Source organism: Candidatus Nanopelagicales bacterium, from assembly GCA_041393815.1.
Taxonomy (GTDB): Bacteria; Actinomycetota; Actinomycetes; order S36-B12; family JAWKJK01; genus JAWKJK01.
The window spans coordinates 624,095-636,162 of the sequence record JAWKJK010000001.1 but is presented as its reverse complement, the minus strand read 5'-3'; the positions used below and the strand labels follow the sequence as shown (position 1 = coordinate 636,162).

11 protein-coding genes are annotated in these 12,068 nt (G+C 75.0%); 7 read left to right on the top strand and 4 right to left on the bottom strand.

The window, feature by feature from the left end; translation table 11 throughout:
* Positions 1-20: 20 nt before the first annotated feature.
* From R2737_02880 to R2737_02870, 3 genes are read left to right on the top strand one after another with little or no spacing between them, the layout of a single operon-like run.
* Positions 21-1,091: an ABC transporter ATP-binding protein gene (locus R2737_02880; protein ID MEZ5115191.1), complete on the top strand. Its 1,071-nt coding sequence runs from the start codon at positions 21-23 to the stop codon at positions 1,089-1,091.
* Between the two features lie 54 nt (positions 1,092-1,145).
* The gene (locus R2737_02875; protein MEZ5115190.1) at positions 1,146-2,324 is read left to right on the top strand and encodes a dipeptide ABC transporter ATP-binding protein; all 1,179 of its coding nucleotides are present in this window, start codon (positions 1,146-1,148) and stop codon (positions 2,322-2,324) included.
* Positions 2,325-2,350: 26 nt separating this feature from the next.
* Positions 2,351-2,833 (top strand): GNAT family N-acetyltransferase, encoded by a 483-nt coding sequence (locus tag R2737_02870; protein MEZ5115189.1) that lies wholly within the window; start codon positions 2,351-2,353, stop codon positions 2,831-2,833.
* 135 nt (positions 2,834-2,968) lie between these two features.
* Here R2737_02870 and R2737_02865 read toward each other — a convergent pair whose 3' ends face one another.
* Entirely contained in the window at positions 2,969-5,125 is a 2,157-nt protein-coding gene (locus R2737_02865; protein ID MEZ5115188.1) for a prolyl oligopeptidase family serine peptidase, read from the bottom strand.
* Positions 5,126-5,195: 70 nt separating this feature from the next.
* On the opposite strand from R2737_02865, the gene mshB reads away from it, so the two are divergent.
* The 4 genes from mshB (at position 5,196) to R2737_02845 (ending at position 9,276) form a co-directional block, all read left to right on the top strand.
* Positions 5,196-6,095, top strand: coding sequence for an N-acetyl-1-D-myo-inositol-2-amino-2-deoxy-alpha-D-glucopyranoside deacetylase (gene mshB / locus R2737_02860; GenBank protein ID MEZ5115187.1), 900 nt, complete (start codon positions 5,196-5,198; stop codon positions 6,093-6,095).
* Between the two features lie 47 nt (positions 6,096-6,142).
* The gene (locus R2737_02855) at positions 6,143-6,571 is read left to right on the top strand and encodes a DUF6113 family protein (GenBank protein ID MEZ5115186.1); all 429 of its coding nucleotides are present in this window, start codon (positions 6,143-6,145) and stop codon (positions 6,569-6,571) included.
* Positions 6,568-7,110 (top strand): flavin reductase family protein, encoded by a 543-nt coding sequence (locus tag R2737_02850; GenBank protein ID MEZ5115185.1) that lies wholly within the window; start codon positions 6,568-6,570, stop codon positions 7,108-7,110. The genes R2737_02855 and R2737_02850 overlap by 4 nt, the downstream gene beginning before the upstream one ends.
* A 162-nt stretch (positions 7,111-7,272) precedes the next feature.
* Positions 7,273-9,276: a VanW family protein gene (locus tag R2737_02845; protein ID MEZ5115184.1), complete on the top strand. Its 2,004-nt coding sequence runs from the start codon at positions 7,273-7,275 to the stop codon at positions 9,274-9,276.
* A gap of 23 nt (positions 9,277-9,299) precedes the next feature.
* On the opposite strand, the gene R2737_02840 is transcribed toward R2737_02845, so the two are convergent.
* Genes R2737_02840 through R2737_02830 form a run of 3 tightly spaced genes read right to left on the bottom strand, consistent with a single transcriptional unit; the run spans position 9,300 to position 12,018 of the window.
* Entirely contained in the window at positions 9,300-10,148 is an 849-nt protein-coding gene (locus tag R2737_02840; protein ID MEZ5115183.1) for a class I SAM-dependent methyltransferase, read from the bottom strand.
* Positions 10,148-10,987 (bottom strand): transglutaminase-like domain-containing protein, encoded by an 840-nt coding sequence (locus R2737_02835; protein MEZ5115182.1) that lies wholly within the window; start codon positions 10,985-10,987, stop codon positions 10,148-10,150. The genes R2737_02840 and R2737_02835 overlap by 1 nt, the downstream gene beginning before the upstream one ends.
* Entirely contained in the window at positions 10,984-12,018 is a 1,035-nt protein-coding gene (locus R2737_02830) for a GNAT family N-acetyltransferase (protein MEZ5115181.1), read from the bottom strand. Before R2737_02830 ends, R2737_02835 begins: the two co-directional genes overlap by 4 nt.
* Positions 12,019-12,068 lie beyond the last annotated feature (50 nt).

The following is a 12,068-nucleotide window of genomic DNA, read 5'->3' as shown; positions in this document are numbered from 1 at the left end:
ACGACGACCGGAGACCTGTCATGACCACGACCATCGACCGGCCCCAGCCGGCGACGCCGGCGGAGCCGCCGCGGGCCTTCCTCGACGTGCGCGACCTCCGGGTCCACTTCCCGACCGAGGACGGCCTGGTGAAGGCCGTCGACGGCCTGACGTTCACCGTCGACCGCGGCAGCACGCTCGGCATCGTCGGCGAGTCCGGGTCGGGTAAGTCGGTGACCAGCCAGGCGATCCTCGGGCTGCACAAGAAGACGCGGGCGAAGGTGTCCGGCCAGATCTGGCTGGACGGCCAGGAGCTCGTCGGCATGGACGCCGAGGAGATGCGCACGCTGCGTGGGTCCAAGATCGCGATGATCTTCCAGGACCCGCTGTCGTCGCTGCACCCCTACTACAAGGTCGGTGCCCAGTTGGTCGAGGCCTACCGGGTGCACCACCCCAAGGCGTCGAAGTCCGAGGCGCGCGACCGGGCGATCGACATGCTCAACAAGGTCCGGATCCCCAACCCGGTCAAGCGCTTCGACGACTACCCGCACCAGTTCTCCGGCGGCATGCGGCAGCGGGCCATGATCGCGATGGCCCTGATGAACGACCCCGAGCTGCTCATCGCCGACGAGCCGACGACGGCGCTCGACGTGACCGTGCAGGCCCAGATCCTGGAACTGATGAAGGAGCTCCAGCAGGAGTTCAACTCCGCGATCATCATCATCACCCACGACCTCGGGGTGGTCGCCGAGACCGCCGACGACGTGGTGGTCATGTACGGCGGGCGCTGCGTGGAGCAGGGCACCGTCAACGACGTCTTCTACACCCCGGAGATGCCGTACACGTTCGGGCTGCTGGCCTCGATGCCGCGCATGGACCGGGCCCGCAAGACCCGGCTCGACCCGATCCCCGGCTCCCCTCCGTCGCTGATCAATGTGCCGAAGGGGTGCGTCTTCAACCCCCGCTGCACGTACGTCGACCGGGTGGGTGCGGCCTGCACGACCGAGAACCCCGACCTGGCCCCCACCACCGCCGGCCACCTGGTGCGCTGCCACCTGCCCGCCAGCGAGCGCCGGGAGATCTTCCAGCAGGAGATCAAGCCCCGGCTGTAGCGGCCGGCCACGTCAGACGCAGGACGAACGAGGACGCAAGGAAGAGGGACGCGCGTGACCACGACAGAGCCGGTCGCCGAGCGCTCGGGCGCCGGGTCCGGTGATGCGCTGCTGCGTGTCACGGACCTGCAGAAGCACTTTCCCATCACCCAGGGGATCATTTTCCAGAAGCAGGTCGGCGCCGTTCAGGCGGTCGACGGGGTGTCGTTCTACGTCAACCCCGGTGAGACGCTGGGCCTGGTGGGGGAGTCCGGCTGCGGCAAGTCCACCGCGGGCCGGACCATCACCCGGCTGCTCGAGCCGACCGGCGGCAAGGTGGAGTTCGACGGCCGCGACATCACGCACATCGGTCGGCAGCAGATGCGTCCGCTGCGTCGCGAGATGCAGATGATCTTCCAGGACCCGTACTCCTCGCTGAACCCGCGGCACACCATCGGCACGATCGTGGGCGCCCCGTTCCGCGTGCAGGGGATCAAGACCGAGCGCGGCATCAAGGCCGAGGTCCAGGACCTGATGGAGCGGGTCGGCCTCAACCCCGAGCACTACAACCGCTACCCGCACGAGTTCTCCGGCGGCCAGCGCCAGCGCATCGGCGTGGCGCGGGCGATCGCGCTGCGGCCCAAGCTGATCGTCGCCGACGAGCCGGTGTCCGCCCTGGACGTGTCCATCCAGGCGCAGGTCATCAACCTGCTCGAGGACCTGCAGAACGAGTTCGGCATCGCCTACGTCTTCGTCGCCCACGACCTGTCCGTGGTCCGCCACATCTCCGACCGGGTCGCGGTCATGTACCTCGGCAAGATCATGGAGACCGCCGACCGGGACGAGCTGTACGAGCGGCCGCGGCACCCCTACACCCACGCGCTGTTGTCCGCGGTCCCGGTGCCGGACCCGGCGAAGGAGCAGCGCCGCACCAAGATCCTGCTCGAGGGCGACCTGCCCAGCCCGATCAACCCGCCGCCCGGCTGCGTGTTCCACACCCGGTGCTGGAAGGCGCAGGACCGCTGCAAGGCGGAGGTGCCGGAGCTGCGGGAGCTGTCGCCCGGCCACGAGGTGGCCTGTCACTTCCCGGAGGAGAAGTCCACCGAGGAGGCGGCCCGCGACGCGGCCGCGGTGACCGAGGCTCGTCGTGGCCAGCCGGCTCCGGACGACCTGCAGATGGGCGAGGTGCCCGAGGGCGTGGACCTGCACGGCATCGCCCGCCCGGGCGACCCCGGCCCCGGGAACGGCCACTAGGCCGCCCGCGCCCGAACCGCCAGCGCATGCCCCTCGTGATCGAGGCACGCGACTACGGCGACCCCGAGGTGGTCGCGCTGGTCGCGGACCTGCAGCAGGAGTTCGTCCGCCGCTACGGCGGCGAGGACGAGACCGCCGTGGACGACGACCACTTCGCGCCCCCGTCGGGGGCCTTCTTCGTCGGGCTGCTCGACGGCACCCCGGTCGCGATGGGTGGCTGGCGGCTGCGCCCCGACGTGTCCGCGCTCGGCGGCGGCCTGGCCGCCGAGGTGAAGCGGATGTACGTGGTGCCACCCCAGCAGCGGCGCGGCTTCGCGCGGGCCGTGCTGGCCCACCTGGAGGGCACGGCCCGGGCCGCCGGTGCCGACGTGATGGTGCTGGAGACCGGGCTGGAGCAGCCCGAGGCCATCGCGCTGTACGAGTCCTGCGGGTACCAGCCCGTCCCCGGCTTCGGCCACTACCGCGACTCCCCGCTGTCGCGCTGCCTCGGCCGCCGCCTGGACACCTGACCCTCCGTTGATTGCTCGCCCGTGGGGGTTTCGGGACCGTCCCGAAACCCCCACGGGCGAGCACTCGCGGAGGGGGGCGGGTGAGGCCGGCGCGGGCGAGCGGGAGCGGGCCGGCACGGACCGACGCGCGAGCGGCTACCCCTCGGCGGGGATGCCGAGCGCCTCGCGCAGGAACCGCAGCTCCAGCAGCAGCAGGTTCTCCGCCACCACCTCCTGCGGGGTCATGTGCGTGACCCCGCTCAGCGGGAGCACGGTGTGCGGGCGCCCGGCAGCCAGCAGCTCCGCAGACAGGAGCAGGGTGTGCGCGGCGACCACGTTGTCGTCGGCCAGTCCGTGGACGAGCAGCAGCGGGCGGGACAGCGCCGCGGCTCGCGGCAGCAGCGACGAGCGGTCGTACGGTCCGGCGTCGGCCCGCGGGTCCCCGAGATAGCGCTCGGTGTAGGCGGTGTCGTACAGCCGCCACTCCGTGACGGGTGCGCCGGCGACGGCGGCGTGGAAGACGTCCGGCCGGTCCAGCACGGCGAGCGCGGCCAGGTAGCCGCCGAACGACCAGCCGCTGATCGCGACCCGGGTGGTGTCCACGTCGTCGGGCATCGCCTCCGCCACGCCGCGCAGCGCGTCGACCTGGTCCTCCAGCGCCGGTGTCGCGAGGTCGTGCAGGACGGCGCGGTCCCACGCCGGCCCGCGGCCCGGGGTGCCCCGGCCGTCGGCCACCACCACGCAGAACCCCTGGTCCGCCCACCACTGCGGCTCGGCGAACGCCAGCCCCGACCGCAGCACCTTCCGCGCGTGCGGTCCGCCGTACGGCGCCATCAGGACCGGCAGCCGGCGGCTCCCGGGCACGTGCCCCGTCGGCAGCAGGACCGCGGTGCGCAGTGCCCGCGGGCCGGTGGTGAGCAGGCGGACGACCGGATCCACCGAGGGCGTCTCCGCCCTGGACTCGATCTCGACGTCGACGTCCGGTCCGGCCCCGTCACCGGACCGATGCACCACGGTGCGCGCCCGGGTCCGGTCCAGCCCGGTCTGGGTGACGACCGTCGTCGGGCCGCGCCGCCGCCCCGCCGCCACCGCGCCCGGGTCCGACACCGGCGTGACCGAGCCGTCCCAGCCGGCCAGCAGCAGCGCCACCTCCGTGGGGTCCGCGGCGGCCGAGACGAGCACTCCGTCGGGCCCTACGTCGAGCACGGCCTGGACCTGCAGCCCCGCCGGCGTGAACGGCATCCCGTCCAGGGTCAGTCGGTAGGTGTCGGTCCCCGGGTCCGCTACGACCTCCAGCAGCCCACCGGACGGCGCGCGCCGAGGCACGCCGGGCACGACCTCGACCCAGGCGGCGTCGGTGCGCTCGGCCAGGACCGTGGTCGCCGCGGAGACCGGGTCCACCGCGAGGACCACCTGGCGGCGCTGGTCGCGCGACAGCAGCGACACGACGGGGTCGCCGGGTCCCGACGCCGAGACCGTGGCCAGGTAGGGGAGCGCGGCCCGGTCCCAGGTCACCTCGGTGGGCTCCCCGTCCAGCGGGACCCGCCACAGCGACACCTCCGCGTTGTCCGTCCCGGCGGCGGGGTAGCGGTGCTCGGCGGCCGGGCGGTCGGGGTGGGCGGGGTCCGCGATCCACCAGGTGGCCACCGGCGCGGTGTCGCAGCGCTCCACCAGCAGCGCGTCGCCGTCGGGGAGCCACCAGAAGCCGCGGACCCGCTCCAGCTCCTCCGCGGCAGCGAAGTCGGCCAGGCCCCAGGTGACGGTGTCGGACTCCGGGGCCCGCAGCACCCGGGCGGTCGCCCCCGGGTCCAGGCCGACGACGTGGAGCGCGCCCGCGCTGACGTAGGCCACCCGCCGGCCGGTCGGGTCCGGACGCGGGTCGATGACGGGCCCAGGGGCGTCCAGCTGCCGGGGGACGGCGTCCACGTCGTCGAGGCGGACCGCGTAGGGGCGCCCCGACAGGGCGAACGCGGCGACGCGAACGTCGTCGTCGACGGCGTACGCGGTCACGCCCGCGCTGACCTCGCGCATCCGCTCGCGGCGGGCACGCTCCTCCGGGGGCAGGTCCTCCTCGCCCTCGGCGAGCAGGGCGTGCGGGTCCACCACGCACCGCGGCCGCGCCGGATCGGCGTCGAGGTCCAGCGCGTACAGCCGGGTCACCGGGTCGGTGCCGCCGTCGCTGCGCAGGAACACCACCCGGGCGCCGTCCGGGGACGGGTTGAAGGCGCGGGGCGCGCCGAGTCGGAAGCGCCGGGTGCGGGCCTGCTGGCGGGGGAACGAGTCGGTCGTCGGCGTCGCGTCCACGGCCGTCATCCTGGCAGCGCCCGGACCGCAGCCGGGCGCCGGCGTGCGGCGGACGCGCTCGGGCTTAGGCTCCCCTTCCATGACCTCCGCCCCGACGCCGGACCGCCGGCTGCTCCTGGTGCACGCCCACCCCGACGACGAGGTCATCGGCACCGGGGCCACGATGGCCCGGTACGCCCACGAGGGCGCCGCGGTCACCCTGGTGACGTGCACCCTCGGCGAGGAGGGGGAGATCCTGCTGCCGGACGTCGCCCACCTCGCCGCGGACCGCGAGGACCGGCTCGGCGAGCACCGCCGGGAGGAGCTCGCCGCGGCGATGGCCGCCCTCGGCGTGACCGACCACCGACTGCTCGGCGGTCCGGGTCGCTACCGGGACTCCGGGATGATGGGGACCCCCAGCAACGAGCGGCCGGACTGCTTCTGGCGGGCCGACCTGCTGGCCGCCGCCGCGGACCTGGTGGCGGTGGTCCGCGAGGTGCGGCCCCAGGTGCTGGTGACCTACGACGACTTCGGCGGCTACGGGCACCCGGACCACATCCAGGCCCACCGGGTCGCGACGTACGCCGTCGCGCTGGCCGCCGCGCCGTCCTTCCGACCCGAGCTCGGGCCGGCCTGGGACGTGCCCAAGGTCTACTGGACCGCGTTCCCGCGCAGCATCGTGCGGGCCGGGATCGAGGCGCTGCGCGCGACCGGCGACACGTCCGACTTCGCCGCGATGGACCCCGACGACATCCCGTTCGCCGTCGACGACGAGCTGGTGACGACCGCGGTGCACGCGCAGGACTACCTCGAGCACAAGATGGCCGCCCTGCGCGCTCACGCCACCCAGGTCAGCGTCGACGGGGGCTTCTTCGCGCTGTCCAACAACCTCGGCACCCAGGCGTTCGGCGTGGAGTACTTCCGCCGGGTCAAGGGCGAGGCCGCGGGCGAGCCGGACCGGGACGGCCGGGAGGCCGACCTGTTCGCCGGCGTCGCCTGACGGCCCGCGTGTCCGGGGCCCCCGCGGCGGCGACCTACGCTGTCCCGGTGCACGCGCCCCTGCCGACCCGGCTGGCCGCGTACGCCGGACTGTTCCTGGCCGGTGTTGCGGTCGGCGTCATCGGCGCGTTCGTGCAGGCCAACCGCCTCCTGGTGGGAACCGTCGCGGTGCCCTGGGGGACTGTCCTGGTGCTGGTCACCCTGGTGCTCGGCGTGCGCGGCGCGTCCTGGCTGGTCGGGTCGCGCGTGGGCGGTGCGGCCGCGTACGCGGGGTGGTTGGTCGCCACGGTGCTGCTGGCCGTGAGCTCCCCGTCCGGCGACCTGGCCATCTCCGACGGCGGCCGGCAGCTGGCGTACCTGCTCGTCGGCGTCGTCCTCGGCGCCGCCGCGTCCTCATTCCCGCTCGTCGAACGTCGACCGCGGCCCGCCACGGGTCGGGACGCCGCCGCGGAACCGGACCGGACGGTGCTGCCGTGACCACCCCGCTGAGCCCGGGGCCCACGCCGGACCTCCCCCCCGAGGTGCCGGACGCGCAGGCCTTCCGACGGGTCGTGGGGCGCTACGTCACCGGCGTCACCGTCGTCACCACCGTGGCCGGCGGCCTCGACCACGCCATGACCGCCAACTCGTTCACCTCGGTGTCGCTGGACCCCCTGCTCGTGCTCGTCTGCGTCGAGCGGGACTCGCGCTTCCACGAGGCCGTGGTCGACGCCGGGCGCTGGGGGGTGTCGATCCTGGCGGCGCCGGCCCGCCGGCACGCCCGCTGGTTCGCCACCCGCGGCCGGCCGCTGGTCGGGCAGTTCGCCCAGGTGCCCCACCACCGCGGATCCACCGGCGTCGCCCTGCTCGACGAGTCCGTCGCCACCCTGGAGTGCGCGACCGAGGCCGTGTACGAGTCCGGGGACCACGACATCCTGGTCGGCCGGGTGCTGTCCCTGTCGCCGGTGAACCCCCGGGCCGTGCCGCTCGTCTACTACGCCAGCGGGTACCACGTCCTGGACGAGCCCGGTCGCTGACCGCGGCGGCCCGCTGCGCGGGACAGGTCGTGGGGCGGTCCCGCGTCCGGGGCCCTACCATGGGCGGGCTCCCGGTCGATGACGCCGCCCTGCGGCCCGTCGGCATGCCCCGGCGTGACCGCGGCAAGACCGGGACGGACGTCGGCGCGAGGAGGGTACGGGGTGAGCGACCAGCCCGGCGTGCCCGCGCGCCCCCGTGCGGGCTCGTCCCGGCAGCGGCCGCCCCGATCCGGCGGGCCCGGGCCGCGCTCGACCGCGGCCCACGAGCTGATGATGAAGCGGCGCCGGCGCACCATCGCGGTCGGCGGGACGTTCCTGGCGGTCCTCGTGCTCTACCTGGTCGCCCTGCTCTCCGGCAGCGACGGCGTCCCGCGCGGCACCACGGTGCTCGGTGTCGAGGTGGGCGGCATGTCGCGCGAAGAGGCCCTCGCCGCCGTCGAGAGCCAGGTCGTGCCGCAGACGACCGGGCAGATCCGGGTCACCGCGGAGGACTCCTCGGCGACCCTGGACCCGGCCGTGGCCGGGCTGTCCGTCGACGCCCAGGCCACGGTGGACGCCGTTGCCGGGCGGGTGTGGAACCCGGTCGACATGGTGCGCCACCTGGTCGGCACCGTGGAGGTGGCCCCGGTCGTCGTGGTCGACCAGGCGGCGCTGGACGAGCAGGTCGCCGCGTTCGCCGACACCGTCGACACCCCCGCCGTCGAGCCGCGCCTGCGCTACAAGGACATCGAGCCCCGGGTGACCCCGGGCGTCGTCGGTCGCGGCATCGACCGGGCCGCGGCCGCCGAGACGGTCGTCGCCTCGTACCCGGCGTCCGCAGGGGCGGCCGAGCCGGTGCCGCTGCCGGTCGTCGACCTCACGCCGACCGTGTCCGACGAGACCGCCGAGCAGGTGCGCCAGGACGTGGCCCTGCCCGCCGTGTCGGCACCGGTGACCGTCGAGGTGGAGTCGCTCAGCCTGTCCCTGGAGCCGGCCCGCATCTCCCGTGCGCTGACCTTCCAGCCGCAGGACGGGACGCTGGCGCCCGTGCTCGACGGCGCCCGGCTGCACAAGGCCCTGCAGGAGGGACTGGCCCCGGTCGAGACACCAGGGCGCAACGCCAGCTTCGTCATCAAGAAGGACCGCCCCGTGGTCGTACCGTCGAAGGTCGGCAAGGGGGTCGAGGATGCTGCCCTGGCGGCCGCGGTCCTGCCTGCGCTCACGGCCTCGGGCGCCGACCGGGTGGCGACCGTCGCGATCGGCGTGCGCGAGCCCACGCTCACGACCGAGCAGGCCAAGGCGCTGGGGATCAAGGAGAAGCTGTCCTCCTTCACGCAGTACTTCCCGCCCGCGGAGTACCGCCGGATCAACGTGGGCACCGCGGCGAAGTACCTCAACGGCACGGTCCTGCTGCCGGGTGAGACCTACTCCATGAACGACACGATCAAGGAGCGCACGGTCGAGAACGGCTACACCGAGGGCACCCGGATCGAGGGCGGCCGGTTCGTCGAGGACCTCGGCGGCGGGGTGTCCATCATCACGACCGCGACCTGGACCGCGGCGTTCTTCGCCGGGCTGGAGCGGGTGGAGCAGCGGGCCCACTCGCTGTACATCTCGCGCTACCAGGCCGGCCTGGAGGCCACGGTCGCCTGGGGTGCGCTGGATCTGAAGTTCCGCAACGACACCCCCAACGGCGTCCTGATCACCGCCTCGACGTCGTCGTCGGGGGTCACGATCGAGATGTGGGGCACCAAGGTCTACGACGACATCGAGGACGAGTCGTCCGGTCCCTATGGCGTGGTCGAGTACGACACCGTCTACGACGAGTCCGACGACTGCCTGGCCCAGGGTGGTGTGAACGGCTTCTCCATCGACGTGGACCGGGTGTTCTACCAGGACGGCGAGGAGGTGAAGCGGGAGACGTTCACCACCCGCTACCAGCCGACGCCGTACGTCGTGTGCGGACCGGACCCCGACACGGTCACGCCGAGCCCGTCGCCCAGCGACAGCGAGTCCGGCGATCCGTCGCAGAGCCCCAGCGACTCCGGGGAGGCGTCGCCGAAGCCGTCGGCCAGCCCCAGCCCGAAGCCGACGGCCACCCCGTCCCCGAAGCCGTCGCCCAAGCCCTCCGCCAGCGGGGGCCGGGAGGCGTCCCCCGCTGCCGAGCCGGCTTCAGGCGCGGCCTGAGCGCTTCGGCGCCCCGCGGCGCGTCATCCGTCGACGCCTGGCCCGGCCTCGGCGACGTAGCGCAGCCGGACGTAGTCGGCCCACCAACCGCCCGCGTCGTCGTGCAGCCCCGCCCGCGCAGCGTGCCGGTCGACGGCCGCGGCCAGCTCCCCGAGGCGGTCCGACGGCACCAGGTCGGCCACCCACCAGCGGAACATCCGCATCCAGTCCGCGGCGGTGGCGCCCTCGACGAGTGGCGTGGGGCGGTCGTACAGCTCCAGCCGTCGGACCACGAACCCGGCGCGCTCGAGCCGGACCGCCTGCTCGGCCGGGGTCGGGAACGACGAGCGCTCGCTGACGGCGACCCCCGCCCGGTCCGCCGGCACCCCGAGGTCCACCAGCGCCGCCGCGATCGCCCCGCGCAACCGGGCGACGTTGCCCGCTCCGCCCTGCTCGACCACCAGGCGGCCGCCGGGGCGGAGCAGCGCGCGCAGGTTGGCCAGCACGTCGTCGGCCCGCGTCATCCAGTGCAGCGCTGCGTTGCTCAGCACGGCGTCGTAGGGCGCGTGGGCGGCGACCACCTCGACCTCGGTGAGGGCCCGGTCCTCCGCGTCGGCGCGGACGAACCAGAGCCGGTCCCGGCGCCCGTGGGCAGCCCGGGCCTGCGCCAGCATCGCCTCGTCGAGGTCGATTCCCACGACGGTGCAGCCCGCGTCGGCCAGCTGCGCGGCCTGGTGCCCGGTGCCGCAGCCGACGTCGAGCACGCGCTCGCCCGGCCGCGCGTCGAGCAGGTCCAGCAGGGGCGCGCCGTACGCGGTGACGAAGCCGAACGCCGCGTCGTAGCCGCGCGCGTCCCAGCCGTCGCGCGCCGCGGGGTCCGGGTGCTGCGGCATCAGTTCAGCCCCGCGCGGGCCCGGGCCGCCAGCCGACGGGCGCGTTGGCCCTCGTCGGGGTCCAGCGGCTCGATCAGGTCGGCGTAGTCGTCCAGCGCGCGCACGGCCTCGCCGTACGCGCCGAGGTCGAGCAGGGCCCGGCCGCGCTCGCGGCGCAGGGCCACGTCGTGCCGCGGCAGCAGCAGGGCCAGCTCGACGGCCCACAGCCGGACGGGCGCGCGCAGCGGCGCGGCCGCCCAGGTGCGGATGTTGGTGAGCACCCGGCTGACCGTGGCGTTGGGGTCGTGGGGGGCGAGCTGGGCGCGGCGGAACACCTGGCCGCTGCGCTCGACCAGGTCGCGGGCGGCGTCGTACGGGAGCAGTGTGCCGCCGCGCCACGGGTCCACCAGCAGCCGCGAGCCGTCCATGGCGTCAGGGTCGAACGTCGTCGGGTCGCCCACCCCGACCACGAAGTGGCCGGGCAGGCCGACCCCGTAGGCGGCCACGCCGGCCCGCCGCGCGACCTCGGTCCACACCGTGGACAGCAGGATCGGCAGGCCGCGCCGGCGGCGCAGCACCTCCGGGAGCAGCGAGGACTCCAGCAGCGCGTAGTCGTCCGGCTCGCCGTGGAACGGCTCCAGCGCGGCCCGCAGTCGCTGGTCCGGCCGGCCGTGCGCGGGGACCCGGGCGGCCAGGTCGTCCAGGGCGGCCAGCCCGGCGTCGAGGAAGCGGTCCAGCGGCGCGGCCGACCGGCGGTCCGCGGGCAGGCTCTCCGCCGCCACCAGCAGGCAGGCGATGTCCAGCCGGTGCGGCGCGGTACGGACCACCGCGGCGAAGCGCTCGCGGGACTCCGACGTCATGGGACGTCCCCGGGCACCGGCGAGCGGTAGACGTAGTGGTGGTGGCGGTCGAACCCCAGCGCGGCGTACAGCCGCAGGGCCGCGTCGTTGCCGTCCAGCACCTGCAGCGCGATCCCGACCGCAGCCTGTCCGTGGGCCCACTCCGCGCTCGTGCGCATCAGCGCGGTGGCGACGCCACGCCGCCGGGCGCCGGGCGCGGTGTGCACGTTGGTGACGACTGCCCAGCGCTCGCGTGAGCGCCGCCCGGGCCCGGCGGCCAGCGCCGCGCGGGCGATGCCGACGACGGCGCCGTCGGGTCCGCGTGCGATCAGGTAGGCCGCGGGCGCGGTGCGTCGCAGGATCCCCACGACCGCCGGCCGCACCCGCTCCGCCTCGTCCATGGCGTCGATCCAGTCCGCGTCCGGATGGGGTTCGACCGTGACGACGACGTCGAGGGCCCCGGGCTCCGCGGACCCGCCCCCGCCGGAGCGCGCCTCGGCCCGGGCGACGAGGACCGACACCCCGCGCACGACCGCCCAGCCGGCGGCTTCGAAGTCGGCGTCGTACGCGGACGGCTCGGGGGTCTGCAGCAGCGGCCGCCCGCCGCGCTCGGCGTAGAACGCCGTGGTCGCCGCGAGGGCGCCCGCGACGTCGGTACGCGGGTCGGCACCCACGCGCGAGCTGTCGGCCCGGCCCGAGACGCCGCCGGACCAGCGGAGCACCCAGTCCCCGAGGGGCACCGCGGTCTCCGGCCGCCAGGCCTGCTGCGCCACCGCCTGCAGGTCGTACGCGCCCCAGCCGGGCGCGACCACGAAGCCGCTCACCAACGCGGCGGCCTGCAGCGACTCCACCGCGCCGTCGCGGCGTCGTACCAGCAGCGTTCCGTGGGTCCCGCCGTCCCACGCCATCAGCTCGCCGACGGCCTCGGTGGCCGCCGCGGACCCGGTCGCCACGGTGCGCACGCTCACCCGTCGGCCGACGTCGGCGGGGCCGATCCTGACCGCCATCCGGGCCGCCGGGACGGCGGACCCGGCGGGGCGGGAGATCGACACGCGGGACACCCCTTGCAGATCGTGGCCGGGCAGTCGCGATACTAGGCCGC

Coding starts and splice junctions, on each gene's coding strand:
- R2737_02880 (MEZ5115191.1), top strand. CDS start 21: ATGACCACGACCATCGACCGGCCCCAGCCGGCGACGCCGGCGGAGCCG.
- R2737_02870 (MEZ5115189.1), top strand. CDS start 2,351: ATGCCCCTCGTGATCGAGGCACGCGACTACGGCGACCCCGAGGTGGTC.
- R2737_02865 (MEZ5115188.1), bottom strand. CDS start 5,125: ATGACGGCCGTGGACGCGACGCCGACGACCGACTCGTTCCCCCGCCAG.
- mshB (MEZ5115187.1), top strand. CDS start 5,196: ATGACCTCCGCCCCGACGCCGGACCGCCGGCTGCTCCTGGTGCACGCC.
- R2737_02840 (MEZ5115183.1), bottom strand. CDS start 10,148: ATGCCGCAGCACCCGGACCCCGCGGCGCGCGACGGCTGGGACGCGCGC.
- R2737_02835 (MEZ5115182.1), bottom strand. CDS start 10,987: ATGACGTCGGAGTCCCGCGAGCGCTTCGCCGCGGTGGTCCGTACCGCG.